Raw genomic sequence first — 16,150 nt, 5'->3', positions numbered from 1 at the left:
TTATCGCCCCCGCAGCCCGGCCGCCAGGCGTTTGCTGTTACGCACGGAGAGCAACGTCAGCAACGTGCGCCAGGTCATTCGCTTATTGCGAATTTGGTACAGCGTAAAAAGCTGGTATTTTTTGCTGGCGCGATCGAATTTATCTTTGTGCTTACGATAAAAATGGAAATAGCCGGAGAACTTTTTCGGCGAAGAGGTAATCTGCATCTCGCCGTGGTTGATATGTAAAATTTGCGTCGCCTCTTCGACTTTCCACGGTTCGCCATACTCCACCACCATGCGCAGAAAAATGTCGTAATCCTGCGCCGCCTTGAGTTCGGTATCGAACAAACACGCTTTAAAACGCCAGGCCCAGGTAAAAACCTGATTGCCAATAATATTGCGCTTGTAGAACAAGCGGCGCGAATAAGGGGATTTCGGATACAGCGGCAGGCTGGCAGGCTGAGAGTAGACCTCGCCCTCACACACATAGTCGTTGGCATACAAAAAGGCGTGCGTAGTCAACTGGTGTTTATGGGCCAGAAACACGCTCAGACGGTTTGGCGTCCATTCATCGTCATCATCAATACCGGTAATGTAGTGCCCTTGCGCCTGCATAATGGCCTGGTTGCGAACCGCGCAGGCGCCGGTATTCCTGGCGTTATGGGTATAACGAACGCGCGGGTCGTTCAGCTCCTCAACAAATTGTTGTAGCTGCTGATAAGACGAGGAGCAATCATCCACGATGATCATCTCCCAGTGACGGTAGTCCTGACGTAGTACTGATTTAATCGCCCGGATAGCCAACTGCTGCCTGTTCCAGGTTGGCATATAAATTGAGATCAGCGGATTGTCTGTTGTCATGCTTATTCCCCAGATAGTTTTGCCGCATGGCGCTACGCTTGTCCGGCCTACAGTCACAGGCCGCGCCATCCGGCACGCCTTATTTTTTATTTGGAATCTGACTGGTATTCATACTCGTAATAGCCATAATCCTGGTAGCCCGTCGCCCGGCGGAAAATGGAGTTGAGAATGACGCCTTTGACCTGAATGCCATTCTGGTCAAAACGGCTCAGACTGGTTTCCACCTCTTTTAAAGTGTTGACGGCATAACGCGCCACCATCAGCGTCGTCCCGACGTGACGACCCACAATCGCGGCGTCCGTCACGGCCAGAATCGGCGGCGTGTCGATTAATACCAGATCGTAGCGGCTGCTTGCCCAGGCGATCAGCTCGCCGAAGCGCTCGCTCATCAGCAGTTCCGATGGATTAGGCGGCACCTGACCGCGCGGAATAAGATCAAAATTAGCGATCGCCGTGGGTTTCGCGCAGGAGGCTATCTCGCCTTTGCCCGCCAGAATGTCAGATAAGCCGTCCACGTTATTGGTGCCGAGCAGTTCATGGGTGTAGCCCTTACGCATATCGCAGTCGATCAGTAATACCCGTTTATGCGTCTGGCTGATGACGGCCGCCAGGTTGGCGCAAACAAAGGTTTTGCCGATAGAGGGGCTGACGCCTGTGAGCATGAGTACATTATTTTGCGCCTGCATCATGGCGAAATGCAGGCTGGTGCGCAGGCTGCGAATCGCCTCAATCGCCAGATCGGTCGGATTGCCCACCGCCAGCAGTTGGCTCTGCTTATAACGCTTAATTCCTTTAATGGTTTTGACGCTATCGCGCGCTTTTTGCCATTCCGACAGCGGAATACTGGCATAGACGCTGATCCCGTGCTCCTCCAGCGCCTGCGGGCTTTCGATACCGCGATTAAACAGCGAACGCAGCAGCACGCCGACAATCGATAACATTAATCCCAGAATAATGCTGCCGAGAATAATCAACGCCTTTTTCGGCTTCAGCACGCCCGGCTGGGTAATCGCCGGGTCAACGATGCGCACGTCGCCAACGGTGCTGGCTTCGGTGATTTTCAGCTCCTGCTGTTTATTAAGCAGTTGCATATAAACCTGCTGGCCGGACTCCACATCACGGGTCAAACGCACAATCTCCTGCTGGGTTTTCGGCATTGCCGTCACCCGCCCGTTCAGTTTGGCTTTTTCATCTTCCAGCGCTTTACGTTTTTCCAGCAGGGTGCGGTAAGCCGGATGCGCTTTGGTAAAGAGCTTGGAAATTTCCGCCTCTTTAAACGTCAACTCATTCAACTGGGCGTCGATATTAACCATCGAATCGAGCACCGCCTTCGCCTCCAGCGGTAAATCCACCGAGTCTTTATCCTGGCGGAAAGCGTTTAGCTTGTTTTCCGCCACATCCAGACGGCTGCGGACTTCCGGCAGTTGTTTTGCCAGAAACGCCAGGCTCTTCCCCGCCTCTTCAGATTTCCGCGCAATATCCTGTTGCAGATAGTTACGGGTAATACTGTTGAGAATTTCGCGGATCTGGTCGCGATCCTCTCCCGTGAACGTCAGGCTCAGAACGCCGGTATCTTTGCCGGTTTCCGTTACGGTGAGGTTATTTTGCAGGTTATTAATCATGCCAAGCGTTGAGAATTTACTCACCGTAAATTCCGTATCAGGACGGGCGTCAATCGCCTCTACCTGCATCTTCACGCCGTCTTTATTAAGTGGCTGGCCCACAACGCCCTGCGCGCTAAATCCGCCGTCGCTAACCAACTGATAACGTTTGTCGCCCAGCACTTTGAGGGTGAAGATCTGTCCGCTCATCGTCTCTGGTCGGGTGAATGTCGTGACTTTCACTCTTTCATTCTGACGTCCCATCAGCCGCTCCCACCCGGCGCCGAACAGCGGAAAGGTGTTTTTGGTGACGGCAATATCCAGATCCAGATCGTCAACGGTCTTCCCCAGCACCAGACGCGATCGAATGAGCTGAATTTCCGCATCGGAAGCCGGCGGCTTATTCGCTAATGCGCTGTTGATATCCTGTACCAGCGAATTACCGGCGTTTTGTTCAATCTGCACCAGCGCATCGGCGCTATAGATGGGCGTGGCGAAGAACGTATAAATTACCGCGCACAGCGCAAATATGGCCGTCGTCCCCAACACCCACCAACGCGCTTCAATCACCGTTCCGACCAGACGCCCGATATCGATTTCATCGCTACCCGTAACCGCCGCAGATTGTTTTACTTTTTCTGTCATGGTTTTCCCTGCTCTGCATTCAGTGCCTGCGCCCACTGGCGGGCAGACCTTTCCAGTAATGTGTACACCGCCTCAAACGCATCGCGGCTTTTGCGATACGGGTCCGGTATTTCACGCTCGCTGTCCCAGTGACCAAACAGCATTACCTTGCCGCGCATTTCCGGCGCAATGTCGCACAGGGCGGCGATGTGACGTTTCTCCATCGTCAGAATCAGGTCATATTCCCGGCACAGACGCGCGGAAATTTGCCTTGCGCAGTGATTTTCCAAAGACAGATCGTGGGCGCTCGCCACGCTCGCCGCCGCAGGATCGGCTCCTTTGCCGACCAGCGCGCCTAACCCGGCGGACGCAACCGTCAGCGAGGGATGAAAGCGCTTTAGCAAACGTTCCGCCGTCGGGGAACGGCAAACATTCCCCACACAGACCACTAAGATTTTGTTAAACATAACGATTACCAGGAATGAATGTCGCTGGCCGTATCCGTCATATAACGGACACCGCTAATGGTTGGCAGCAACTGATTGATCAGACGGTTCCAGCGAGCAACCGGCGCGGTCGTGACGTACACCACATCGTAAGGCTGAAGTCGGAATTCCGTCGCCATCACCAATGACGTGGCGTCAGACATATCAAGCTGGTAGATATTGGCGATCTTGCCGCCGCGTCCCCCCTCGCCTTTCAACGGACGAATCACAAAAATGCCGCTGGCGTTGGAGGTGGTCAGATCGATGCCTTCCGCATTGCCCAATGCTTCGGTGAGCGTCATGCCGCTGAAATCCATTTTGAGGGTGCTCTGTTTTTTCACTTCGCCCATGACAAAGACTTTCAGATCGTCATTGCGCGGCACATACAGAATGTCGCCAGGGTAGAGCAAGCGGTTCTGGCTAAGATCGCCATTTTGCATCAGCGCCTGTAGCGAAATGCGCTGTTCTTTGCCGTTGTGCGTCAACACGACGTTGCGCCAGTCCGCCATATCGGTCAGGCCGCCCGCGGCGTTAATCGCATCCAGGACGGTTAGCGGTACGTTAGTAATGGCCTGCTGACCGGATTTATTCACCTGGCCGGAGATGTACGCTTTTTGCGAGCGGAAAGCGGCGATATTGACATCCACCTGCGGGTCCGCGATGTACTTCGCTAAACGCCCGGTAATATCGCTGCGAATCTCTGACAAAGTTTTACCGACGACGCTAACCTTGCCAATGTAGGGATAAAACATGGTGCCGTCCGGCTGTACCCAGTTGCCGGTATCGCTTGAGCTACGGTACTGGCCCGCTGGCGTGGTCAATTCCGGGTGATCCCAGACGGTGACATTCAGCACATCGCCAGGCCCGACGCGATACTGATAGCTGGCGATCTCCTGGTCCAGCGACATATTCGGTTGCGCGACATTGGGCCGCGGGCGTAATTGCTCAACCAGCCGTGGCGTCAGCGGATACACATTGACCATCCGGTCGAGATCAAAGTCAGCGTCTTGCTGTTTGATCACATCTTTCCCCATCGTAGACATATTGCTGCCCGGAAGTACTGTGCAACCACTTATCAAGCTGAGCGACGCCAATAATGGCATCAATTTCATTTTGGATTTCATCATTGATTATTTATCACTTTGGCAGAGTCATTATCCTGTGCAATTTAAATAGCGGCTTCGTCCGTGCACATTTACCTTGCAGTTAATGGCAGAGAAAATTAACTGGCATCATTCTGAAAAAAAATCAATTCATCCGCAGGCTATTGACAGAATAATAAAGGCTTATATTCAGGCTTTCAGGCACGCTACCGCCCCTGGCTTCTTAGCTACCAATTCACTGATTATTCTAAATTTTCGCATTCCCCTCCGATTTCATCCTCGTTCAGATAAAAATCTTCAGCGAAATAAAGGTTACGTATTAATAGTTTTCTCGATGTCGTGATAGGATATTTAAGAGCGCTATCTTAATCCTGCAAGAATTGTTGCAGCTAACCTAATGACAGGCAAGGTAACAAACCCGCCATTCTATATTTTTAAGATTAATATTAAATGAATTAACAGATGATTTTAGGATTTTATTGATGTTGACAATATTTATTTACTCCACTCCACCTGCGATATTTCCTAAATATATTCTTGACATTATTTAGTTTCCGACAGAAACATTACGGCTATTTTAAAGTTATTTTATAGCCGCGTAACAAAGATAAATTGCTCTGCGGCATTGCATTTTTCCGCCGTATTATCCATGATCGAATTGTGACAATTGTCATATTACAGAAGGTATTGCTCTTACTATGGAATGGATTGCCGATCCGTCAATCTGGGCCGGACTGGTGACGTTAATCGTTATCGAACTTGTTCTCGGCATTGATAACCTGGTCTTTATTGCCATCCTCGCTGAAAAACTACCGCCGGGGCAGCGCGACCGCGCGCGCATTACCGGCCTGATACTGGCGATGATCATGCGCCTGCTGCTGCTGGCGTCAATCTCGTGGCTGGTCACCTTGACTAAGCCGCTCTTTAGCGTACAGGCATTAAGCTTCAGCGCCCGCGATCTGATTATGCTGTTCGGCGGCTTCTTCCTGCTCTTTAAAGCCACCATGGAGCTCAACGAACGGCTGGAAGGGAAAGATAGCGCCAACCCTACCCAGCGTAAGGGGGCGAAATTCTGGGCGGTGGTCGCGCAAATCGTGGTGCTGGACGCTATCTTTTCTCTCGACTCCGTGATTACCGCCGTGGGGATGGTCGATCACCTGGCGGTCATGATGGCGGCAGTGATAATCGCCATTAGCCTGATGCTGCTCGCCAGCAAGTCACTGACCCGATTTGTGAACAACCATCCCACCATTGTCATTTTGTGTCTTAGCTTCCTGCTAATGATCGGCTTTAGCCTGGTGGCGGAAGGGTTTGGTTTCCACATTCCGAAAGGGTATCTGTACGCGGCTATCGGCTTCTCGGTGATGATCGAGGCGCTCAACCAACTGGCTATTTTTAACCGCCGCCGTTTTCTTTCCGCTAACCATACGCTGCGTCAGCGCACAACGGAGGCCGTGATGCGGCTGATTAGCGGTAAAAAAGAGGATGCCGAACTGGATGCCGAAACCGCCGCGATGCTGGCAGACCATGACGACAGCCAGATTTTTAATCCGCAGGAGCGCAGGATGATTGAGCGGGTGCTGAATCTCAACCAGCGCACCGTAAGTAGCATCATGACGTCGCGTCATGATATCGAGCATATCGATCTCAACGCGCCGGAAGCGGAAATCCGCGCTCTGCTGGAAAAGAACCAGCATACGCGTCTGGTCGTGACGGGTGAAAATGAACAGGAAGATTTACTCGGCGTCGTCCACGTCATCGATCTGTTGCAACAATCGCTGCGCGGCGAACCGCTCAACCTGCGGGCGCTGATTCGCCAACCGCTGGTTTTCCCTGAAACATTGCCGCTGCTGCCTGCGCTGGAGCAGTTCCGTAACGCCAGAACCCATTTTGCCTTTGTCGTAGATGAGTTTGGCTCGGTTGAAGGTATTGTGACATTAAGCGATGTCATGGAGACTATTGCCGGTAATCTGCCGAATGAAGTCGAGGAAATTGACGCCCGCCACGATATTCAGAAGAACCCGGACGGTTCCTGGACAGCAAACGGTCATATGCCGCTGGAGGATTTGGTGCAGTACGTGCCGCTACCGCTGGATGAAAAACGGGAATACCATACGATTGCCGGATTATTGATGGAATATTTGCAGCGCATACCGCAAACCGGTGAAGAGGTTCAGGTGGGCGATTATTTGCTGAAAACATTGCAGGTAGAAAGCCATCGAGTGCAGAAAGTGCAGTTAATTCCGCTGCATAACGGCGAGCCAGACCAGGAGATGTAACGTCTGTTCGCCTGCCCTGGCCTGCTTACCAGGCAGGCCGGAGGCGCGTTAGCCTTGCCATCCGGCTCTGCCCTTTGGCCAAAAACTACAGCTTATCCAGCAGTTTCTTCACATCTTTACCATTGCGGGTATCTTTATTGCGCTCCGCCCAGTCGTTGAGCCGACGCTTCGCCTCATCCTGTAAATGCTTACGCAATAACTGATCCACTTGCAGGGTATAGTTCAGCTCCTGCCACTTGCCATAGACGCGCAGCGGCACCGGCGTCTCTTTCAGGAAGGTGATCAGGTTGCTATCGCCGTTCCAGCCGCCCAGCACACGCAGATTAAATTGCGTATCACAGCTCTGCTTAACCAGGTCCAGCGTTCCGCTGCCGGTTAACGCCAGCATAGAAGATTGCCCGACCATGTCGTCGAGCGTCAGCGTGCCCTTATTTAGCGTCAGATCGGTCGTGAAGCGATCCAGTCGGGTCGCGTTGTCCATATTTTCCTGCGACTGCTGCGCGTCGCCGCCGCTTCGCTCTACGGCCTGCTGCACCAGCTGCTGGAAATTCATTCCTTCGAGGCGCGTATTGCTCATGTCAACATGCGCTTTTCCTTTCCAGCTGTGGCGAAATGCCTCCGCGTCAATATCCGCCCCGGAGAAATCGCCAACCAGCGACATCTTACCGGTCAGGCTAATCGGATAATTAAAGGCTTTCAGGATAGTCCCAATCTCAACATGGTTGAGGCGAGGGTGGAACTCGATGCGCGGACTGGCGGTGCGGGCGTCCAGCGTGCCGGGCAGCGACATCTCTCCGTCGGCCAGTTTCCCCTGCAACTCGGTGATATCCAGCAATCCGGCCTGATTAGACATCTTCGTCGAAACCTGGGTAAAGTCCATTCCCCGCCAGCGAACTGAATCCGCCTGTAAAGCAATCTCCGCCGTAAAGCTTTGCAGCCCCTGATAAGGCGGCGCACCAACACGCGACGCGATAACTGGCCTGGTCAGGGGGAGCGTATTTTGCCCCTGCGACACCGCGCCGCCCGTCTGAGCCACGGCGCTATGATGCGGCAACAGGTTGTCCAGATTAAGCTTGCTGGACTGGAGGTCAATTTGCCATTCCGGCTGCTCCGCCAGCGTTACCTGAACATGCCCGGTCAGAGAACTGTCATTCGCCGTTAAATTTAAGTGGTTAAATGAAAGACGTTTTTGCGCCTCCTGCCACTGCGCCTGCAATTGTCCCTGCCCCTCAATCCCCTGCGCCGGTAGATCCGCGCCCTGCAATTGCCAGCGCAGTTGCTCAATACCCGCGGTTAAATTATGCGGATAATCGGAAGCATCCACCGTTCCGCTAAACGATAAAGCAAGATCCCGCTGATCGCGGTTCACGCGTCCCGAAAAATCAAACGTGCCGCGATGCTCGGCATCTTGTTCCATATTCAGACGAATATCGCGCACCGTGACCTGATCATCATTTTCATGTTGGAAAACCAGCACGCTGTCGGCAACGCGCAGGCTACGAATATCAAACGACCAGCCGCGATCTTCCGCTACGTCCGGCAAGGTATTATCTTTCGGCGCGACCGGCGCATCATCACTGCGTACCGCTTCCGTTTGCGGCGTCAGTTGAATCACCCCGCCTTTCAGCATCACCTGCTTAACATGAAGCTGATGACTCAACAGCGGCCATAAAGCGACATCCAGGCGCATATTGTCAGCCCGCACCAGCGGTTCGCTGGCGCCTCGCGCCGTTAGCGTCATTCGCCCGGAAAGGATGCTGAGTTGCGGCCATACGTGCCAGCGCAGCGGCCCGTCCAGTTGCAACTGATATTCACTACGCGCGGCAACCTGCTGCACCATATAGGCGCGGAAATCATTCGGATTGACCAACAATACCAACGCAGAGAATCCGGCCACCAGCACGACCAGGAGAATCATCAGCGTCGTCAGAAATCGTCTCATGCTACCCTCAATGGACCGGCAGTATTGCGCCGAATGGCTCAGTCTTTATCAATCCGGCTGGCAACAGCGCCCTGCTGATCGCGATATTTGGCATCCTGACGGCGGTTATAAGGCCGCGCCGCCGGGCCGGACAGCGGCTCAAAGCTCAGCGCGCCGATGAGCATACCCGGACGCAACGCCAGCGGCAGCTTCCCGGAGTTGTAAAACTCAAGCACAATGCAGCCCGACCAGCCGGGATCGATACGGTGCGCCGTCACATGCACCATCAGCCCCAGACGCGCCAGCGAGGAACGACCATCCAGCCAACCCACTAAATCCGGCGGCAGGGTAACGGATTCAAAGGTGACAGCCAGCGCCAACTCGCCCGGATGCAGATAAAATGCCTCGCCGTCCGGCAAAACGATTTCATCGCTCATCACGCGATCCAGCGCCGCGCTGACCTCGTCTTTCGGCCCGCTCAGATCGATAAACGCCGCCGTATGGCCACGGAAGGTTCGAAATTTATTGCCAAGACGTACATCGACCGTCGCGCCGTTAATGCGCTCTACGGGAGGTCGCGGGGTGATAGACAAACGGCCTTCATCCAGCCAGGCTTCAATATCTCGGTCGCATAAACGCATGGCACTTTCTCCTTTCGCGCATCAAGCCCTTAAATCAAGCACATCAAGGGCTAACCAGGTTATCACTGAACGGTACACAATTCGCCAGATTTATTCAAAGAACTGGCTGATTTTCGCTTTCAGAATATCAATAGCGATGCGGTTTTTACCGCCGCGCGGCACGATAATATCCGCATATTGTTTGGAAGGCTCAATAAATTGCAGGAACATCGGACGCACCGTTTTCTGATATTGCGCCATCACCGAATCCATTGAGCGACCACGCTCGTTCACATCGCGTTTGATACGGCGCATCAAACAGATATCCAGCGGCGTATCGACAAAAATAGAGAAGTTCATCTCTTCACGCAAACGCGCGTCGGTCAGTAACAGAATACCTTCAAGAATAATCACTTTCTTCGGTTCTACGCGAACCGTTTCCTGCATACGGGTATGCTCAACATAACTGTATACCGGTAATTCAATCGCCGAACCGCGCTTGAGCGCCTGAAGATGCTGAAATAGCAGGCTGTGATCCATCGCATTCGGATGGTCATAGTTAGTTTTTACGCGTTCTTCCATCGACAGATGGCTTTGATCTTTGTAATAACTGTCTTCGGGAATAACGCCAATATGTTCGTCACCCACTTGTTCACGCAATTCGCGGTAAAGGGTACTGGCAATAAGACTCTTGCCGGAAGCCGATGCGCCAGCGATACCGATAATGACGCACTGATGAGACTGATCAGTCATAAATTTAGCGACCTGATTAACCTGGATGTAAGGAAGGGGGGCGCCGAAACGCCAAACGCGGCAATTATAGGGATTTCAGCAGCGCGATACCAGTCCGGCGCTATGCCACGGTGAATTTGTTGGCGGCGCATTCGACGTCGCGACGTAAAAGCGTTCAGTTTTAACGCGGGCAGCGGTTTTATCGACCCGTCTGGAGGAGGAATACGCCGGGAGCCACAATTTATATTCAGCCAGCGTATAAATCATTACGCGTTTATACTAGCATAATCACAGAGTAAACTGACGCGTCCGGTATTCCGCGACGTTACCGGCGATTCGGATAGAGTGGTAATGAGTAAACCATCCCAACATGTTTTCGTTACCGTCCCCCACCCGCTATTGCGTCTGGTCAGTTTAGGCCTGGTCGCGTTTGTCTTTACGCTCTTTTCGCTCGTATTATCGCGTGTCGGCACCCAACTCGCGCCGCTGTGGTTCCCCACCTCCATTATGATGGTCGCGTTTTACCGCCATGCGGGCCGTCTGTGGCCAGGGATCGCGGTCGCCTGCTCGCTCGGCAGCATCGGCGCCTCACTGACTTTATTTCCTGCCGCCTCGCTTAACTTTAGCTGGACGGCAATAAATATTATCGAGGCGGCCACTGGCGCGATACTGCTGCGAAAACTGCTCCCCAGCTACAACCCCTTACAAAATTTGAATGACTGGTTTCGTCTGGCTATCGGCAGCGCCGTGATTCCGCCGCTACTCGGCGGCCTGTTATTTTGGCTAATAGCGCCGGAAGCGGTCGCCTCGAAAGCGTTTCTGATTTGGGTATTATCGGAAGCCATCGGCGCGCTGACGCTGGTGCCGTTAGGTTTACTGTTTAAACCACACTATCTGTTGCGTCATCGCGACCCGCATCTGTTGCTGGAAACGCTATTGACGCTGGTCATTACGCTGGCGCTAAGCTGGCTCGCTATGCGCTATATTCCGTGGCCGTTTACGTGCGTTATCGTCCTGTTGATGTGGAGTGCGGTGCGCCTGCCGCGAATGGAGGCGTTTTTAATTTTTTTAGCTACCGTTATCGTGGTCTCGCTCATGCTGGCCAATGACCCCACGCTACTCGCCACGCCGAAAACCGACGTGATGGTCAATATGCCGTGGCTGCCTTTTTTAATGATCCTGCTGCCTGCCAATATGATGACGATGGTGATGTACGCGTTTCGCACGGAACGCAAACATATCACCGAGAGCGAATCCCGCTTTCGCAACGCGATGGAGTATTCCGCCATTGGTATGGCGCTGGTCGGTACGGAGGGTCAGTGGCTACAGGTCAATAAATCTCTGAGCCATTTTCTTGGCTATAGCCAGGATGAATTACGCACGATGACATTTCAGCAATTGACCTGGCCGGAAGACCTGAATAACGACCTTGAACAGCTAAACATGCTGGTGCGCGGCGACATCAATAGCTATTCCATGGAAAAACGCTACTACACCCGCAACGGCGATATCGTCTGGGCGCTGCTGGCCGTCTCGCTGGTTCGTCATAAAGACAATAAACCTCTCTATTTTATTGCTCAGATCGAAGATATTAACGATCTCAAGCAAAGCGAGCAGGAAAACCAGCGGTTGATGGAGCGTATTACACAGGCGAACGAGGCGCTGTTTCAGGAAAAAGAACGGTTGCACATCACGCTTGACTCTATCGGAGAAGCGGTGGTGTGTATTGATGTCGCGATGAATATCACCTTTATGAACCCGATCGCCGAGAAGATGAGCGGCTGGCGGCAAGAGGATGCTTTAGGCGCGCCATTATTAACGGTTCTGCGCATTACGTCAGGTGATAAGGGGCCGCTGCTGGAGGATATTTATCGCGCCGACAGGTCGCGATCGGACATGGAACAGGAGATAGTGCTCCATTGTCATAACGGCGGCAGCTACGATATTCATTACAGTATCACGCCGCTCAGTACGCTTGACGGCGATAAGATTGGTTCGGTTCTGGTTATCCAGGACGTTACCGAATCACGAAAAATGTTACGCCAGCTCAGCTACAGCGCAACGCATGACGCCCTCACCCATCTTGCCAACCGCGCTAGTTTTGAAAAACAGCTTCAACAGCGCCTGCAAACAATACAGGAATCGCCTCAACATCATGCGCTGGTGTTTATCGATCTGGACCGTTTTAAAGCGGTTAACGACAGCGCGGGACATGCCGCCGGCGATGCCTTATTGCGCGAACTCGCGTCACTGATGCTCAGTATGCTTCGATCCGGCGATCTCCTGGCCCGTCTGGGTGGCGATGAGTTTGGCCTGTTGCTACCGGATTGTAATAGTGACAGCGCGCGCTTTATCGCGACGCGGCTTATCAACGCCATTAATGAATATCACTTTATGTGGGAAGGACGCCTGCATCGGATCGGCGCCAGCGCCGGGATCACAATGATAAATGAACATAACTGCCAGCTCACAGAGGTCGTGTCTCAGGCCGATATTGCCTGCTACGCCGCGAAAAATAGCGGTCGAGGCCGTCTGACCGTGTACGAACCGCAGCACGCATTAACCTCCTCAAAGGGAATGATGCCGCTGGAAGAACAGTGGCATATGATTAAAAATAACCACCTGCTGATGCTTGCCAGAAACGTCGCGCCGCCGCGTACGCCGGAGGCCACCAGCTTTTGGCTGGTCTCACTCAGGCTGTGGACCAGCGAAGGGGAAGTGATGGAAGAGCGCGCGTTCCGGGCAGGGTTAGCCGACTCCGCGCTGCATCACGCGCTTGACCGACGGGTATTCCATGAGTTTTTCCACCATGCGGCGACCGCCGTCGCCAGCAAGGGATTAAGCGTTGCGCTGCCGCTGTCCGCCGCGGGATTATACAGCGCGACCCTTATTGATGAGCTGCTGGAACAACTGGAGCATAGTCCACTGCCGCCACGGTTATTACACCTGATTATCCCGGCTGACGTTATCGTTAAGCAGGCGCAGACCGCCGCTGCGACTCTGCGAAAACTGCGGCAACGCGGCTGCCAGGTGATTCTCAGCCATGTCGGGCGCGATTTACAGCTGTTTAATTTACTGCCCCTGCATATCGTCGATTATTTACTGCTGGATAGCGACCTTATCGCCAACGTTCATGAAAGTTTAATGGATGAAATGCTGACCTCGATCATCCAGGGACACGCCCAGCATCTGGACATCAAAACGCTCGCCGGGCCAGTACAAAACCCACAGGTGCTGGATACGCTCTCCCGTATTGGCGTGGATCTGATTTATGGCGACACTATCGCCGAAGCGCAACCGCTGGATTTATTACTGAATACCAGCTATTTCGCTATCCATTGACGGTTGCCAGCCGTGGGTATACCAGATATGCAGTAGCGCGTAGGAACGCCACGGTTTCCAGCGCTCCGCGTAGCGACGGATCTGCGCGGCCGTCATCCCGGCGAAGCGCTGTTTAATTAAGTAATCATCGGGTAAAAAGATATCTTTTGCCTGCCAACCGCGCAGGGCGAAATAGTTCGCCGTCCAGCGGCCAATTCCCGGAAACGTTTGTAAATTTTTAACGCTCTGCTCAATATCCGACGGCGCGGCGAGCGCCAGTTTTCCCGCCAGCGTCGCCTGCGCCAGATGAATCAGCGCTTCGGCGCGCCGCAGCGGCATCCCCAGAGCTTTAAGCGCCAGCGGATCCGCCAACGCCAGCGTTTCTGGACCGGGAAAACAGACATAATCGGGCGCATCCGGCAACGCCTCGCCATAGCGGCGCGCCACTTTCGCCGTCAACCTGGCCGCCATCGCGACACTCACCAGTTGCCCCAGTATCGCCCGCACGCCTTGTTCAAACGTATCAACCGATCCCGGTAAACGCAGCCCCGGTCTGTCCTCGCCCAGTGGCCCCAGCACGGCGGCAACCTGCGCGGGCTGGCAGTCAAGATCAAACAGACGCGAAACCTTCGCCAGATACGCCGGCGCGACGGGAAGTAATCCGGCGCTTACGCTAACCTGCACAGTGTGGGTGGGCAGATGGGGCCTCACGCTGACCAGTCCGCGATGCTCGCCCACCACCAGGCTGCGCGCATAAAAGCCCTCGCCTACTGTTTCCACGCCGTCCACCGCACGCGCGGCAAGAAAGCCCAACATCCACGACCAGTCGTAAGGCGGCTGCCAGCTCAGGGTAAACATACTTTTCTCCTTTATTTGACCTTTCAGCATAAACGCTAATCGCACGTAACGCCTTGCTTTCATATTCCAGTTGTCGCCGCGACGACATTTCGCTAAAGTCACGCCCCTTCTTCACTGGCATGGGGATTTTAAGGTGTTTATCGGATTTGATTACGGTACGGCAAACTGCTCGGTCGCCATTATGCGCGACGGGCATCCACAGTTGCTGACAATGGAGAATAACAGCGCATTACTGCCGTCTATGCTGTGCGCGCCGACGCGCGAAGCGGTGAGCGAGTGGCTGTATCGCCATCATGATGTGCCGGCAACGGACGAAGAAACCCAGGCGCTGCTACGCCGCGCGATACGCTACAACCGCGAGGAAGATATTGAGGTTGGTGCGCAAAGCGTACAGTTTGGTCTGGCGTCGCTGGCGCACTATATTGACGATCCCCAGGAGGTCTGGTTTGTCAAATCGCCGAAATCCTTTTTAGGCGCCAGCGGCCTGAAACCGCAGCAGGTCGCGCTGTTTGAAGATTTAGTCTGCGCCATGATGGTACATATTCGTCATACGGCGCACAGCCAATTGCCGGAGGCCATTACCCAGGCAGTGATCGGTCGCCCGATCAACTTTCAGGGACTGGGCGGCGATGACGCGAACCGCCAGGCGCAGGGTATTCTGGAGCGGGCGGCAAAACGCGCCGGTTTTCAGGAGGTGGTATTCCAGTACGAACCGGTTGCGGCGGGCCTGGACTACGAGGCTACGCTGCGGGAAGAGAAGCGTGTGCTGGTCGTGGATATTGGCGGCGGCACCACCGACTGCTCCATGCTGCTGATGGGGCCGCAGTGGCGTCAGCGCGCCGATCGTGAAAACAGCCTGTTGGGGCACAGCGGTTGCCGCGTGGGCGGAAACGATCTGGATATCGCGCTGGCCTTTAAAAATCTGATGCCTTTGCTGGGCATGGGCGGCGAAACCGAAAAAGGCATCGCCCTACCGGTGCTGCCGTGGTGGAACGCCGTGGCGATTAACGACGTCCCGGCGCAAAGCGATTTTTACAGTAGCGCGAATGGTCGTCTGTTGAACGATTTGGTTCGCAACGCGCGTGAAGCAGACAAGGTCGCGTTGCTGCTCAAGGTCTGGCGTCAGCGGCTTAGCTACCGCCTGGTACGCTGCGCGGAAGAGAGCAAAATCGCCCTTTCCGGCCAGGCGGATGTTACGGCGAGGCTGCCATTTATCAGCGACGACCTTGCGGTCGCTATCAGCCAGCAAGGACTGGAAGCGGCGCTGGATCAACCGCTGGCGCGTATTCTGGAACAGGTGCAACTGGCGCTGGACAGCGCGCAGGAAAAACCAGATGTAATCTATCTGACCGGCGGCAGCGCCCGTTCGCCATTGATTAAAAAAGCGCTTTCCGAACAGCTACCGGGCATACCCGTCGCTGGCGGCGATGATTTCGGCTCCGTCACCGCAGGACTGGCGCGCTGGGCGGAGGTCGTTTTCCGCTAAGCGCCTCGCAAGCCCAGCGCTGATGGATTGACATTATTCTTGATGTGGCTTAACGTCAGGAGTGAGGGTAAGGGAGGATTCCTCCTCCCCCTGGTGTCTTAGTAAGCTGGTAGGCTAATCACTAAGAGTATCACCAGTATGATGACTACCTTCATCATAACCCTTTCCTTATTTTGGCCCCTTCCTCGGGAGGGGCTTTCCCGTTTCAGCGTCCTGCTGAAATCGGTGGCTTACCTTCATTGCCGTGCCGCCACTTTACCGCACTCCGGCGCGTTAA

At 54.1% G+C, this 16,150-nt stretch carries 12 protein-coding genes; 3 read left to right on the top strand and 9 right to left on the bottom strand.

What is annotated here, in order from left to right:
- From wcaA to ACH0VJ_RS17955, 4 genes are all read right to left on the bottom strand, one after another.
- Complete coding sequence (wcaA, locus tag ACH0VJ_RS17970; protein ID WP_000205695.1) at window positions 1–843, bottom strand: colanic acid biosynthesis glycosyltransferase WcaA; 843 nt, start codon at window positions 841–843, stop codon at window positions 1–3.
- Between the two features lie 86 nt (window positions 844–929).
- The gene (wzc, locus tag ACH0VJ_RS17965) at window positions 930–3,089 is read right to left on the bottom strand and encodes a tyrosine-protein kinase Wzc (RefSeq protein WP_000137236.1); all 2,160 of its coding nucleotides are present in this window, start codon (window positions 3,087–3,089) and stop codon (window positions 930–932) included.
- Window positions 3,086–3,535, bottom strand: coding sequence for a low molecular weight protein-tyrosine-phosphatase Wzb (gene wzb, locus ACH0VJ_RS17960; protein ID WP_000482224.1), 450 nt, complete (start codon window positions 3,533–3,535; stop codon window positions 3,086–3,088). Before wzb ends, wzc begins: the two co-directional genes overlap by 4 nt.
- Window positions 3,536–3,540: 5 nt before the next feature.
- Complete coding sequence (locus ACH0VJ_RS17955) at window positions 3,541–4,680, bottom strand: polysaccharide export protein (RefSeq protein WP_000978077.1); 1,140 nt, start codon at window positions 4,678–4,680, stop codon at window positions 3,541–3,543.
- A 674-nt stretch (window positions 4,681–5,354) separates the two neighbouring features.
- On the opposite strand from ACH0VJ_RS17955, the gene ACH0VJ_RS17950 reads away from it, so the two are divergent.
- Window positions 5,355–6,935 carry a TerC family protein gene (locus ACH0VJ_RS17950; RefSeq protein ID WP_000454713.1) on the top strand — a complete coding sequence of 527 codons (1,581 nt, stop codon included), beginning with the start codon at window positions 5,355–5,357 and terminating at the stop codon, window positions 6,933–6,935.
- An 85-nt stretch (window positions 6,936–7,020) separates the two neighbouring features.
- Here the strand turns inward: ACH0VJ_RS17950 and asmA are convergent, their stop codons facing one another.
- The 3 genes from asmA to udk all read right to left on the bottom strand — a co-directional run bounded on the left by asmA (window position 7,021) and on the right by udk (window position 10,229).
- The gene (gene asmA / locus ACH0VJ_RS17945; RefSeq protein WP_001252257.1) at window positions 7,021–8,877 is read right to left on the bottom strand and encodes an outer membrane assembly protein AsmA; all 1,857 of its coding nucleotides are present in this window, start codon (window positions 8,875–8,877) and stop codon (window positions 7,021–7,023) included.
- 38 nt (window positions 8,878–8,915) lie between these two features.
- Entirely contained in the window at window positions 8,916–9,497 is a 582-nt protein-coding gene (dcd, locus tag ACH0VJ_RS17940) for a dCTP deaminase (protein ID WP_001234783.1), read from the bottom strand.
- A 90-nt stretch (window positions 9,498–9,587) separates the two neighbouring features.
- Window positions 9,588–10,229 carry a uridine kinase gene (udk, locus tag ACH0VJ_RS17935; RefSeq protein WP_000132082.1) on the bottom strand — a complete coding sequence of 214 codons (642 nt, stop codon included), beginning with the start codon at window positions 10,227–10,229 and terminating at the stop codon, window positions 9,588–9,590.
- 330 nt (window positions 10,230–10,559) lie between these two features.
- On the opposite strand from udk, the gene ACH0VJ_RS17930 reads away from it, so the two are divergent.
- Entirely contained in the window at window positions 10,560–13,550 is a 2,991-nt protein-coding gene (locus ACH0VJ_RS17930) for an MASE1 domain-containing protein (RefSeq protein WP_000042936.1), read from the top strand.
- Here the strand turns inward: ACH0VJ_RS17930 and alkA are convergent.
- Complete coding sequence (gene alkA / locus ACH0VJ_RS17925; RefSeq protein WP_000494723.1) at window positions 13,518–14,387, bottom strand: DNA-3-methyladenine glycosylase 2; 870 nt, start codon at window positions 14,385–14,387, stop codon at window positions 13,518–13,520. The two genes, ACH0VJ_RS17930 and alkA, sit on opposite strands and share 33 nt — an antisense overlap.
- 133 nt (window positions 14,388–14,520) lie before the next feature.
- Between alkA and yegD the strand changes: the two genes are divergently transcribed.
- Window positions 14,521–15,873, top strand: a complete 1,353-nt coding sequence (gene yegD, locus ACH0VJ_RS17920) for a molecular chaperone (RefSeq protein WP_000469628.1) — start codon at window positions 14,521–14,523, stop codon at window positions 15,871–15,873.
- Between the two features lie 98 nt (window positions 15,874–15,971).
- On the opposite strand, the gene ACH0VJ_RS17915 is transcribed toward yegD, so the two are convergent.
- On the bottom strand, window positions 15,972–16,031 hold the full coding sequence (locus tag ACH0VJ_RS17915) for a type I toxin-antitoxin system Ibs family toxin (protein ID WP_105887528.1): 60 nt from the start codon (window positions 16,029–16,031) through the stop codon (window positions 15,972–15,974).
- Window positions 16,032–16,150: the final 119 nt, after the last annotated feature.

Source organism: Salmonella sp. 2020_1459 (genome assembly GCF_043847915.1).
GTDB classification, from domain to species: Bacteria; Pseudomonadota; Gammaproteobacteria; order Enterobacterales; family Enterobacteriaceae; genus Salmonella; species Salmonella enterica.
This window is presented reverse-complemented; position numbering and strand designations above follow the sequence as displayed.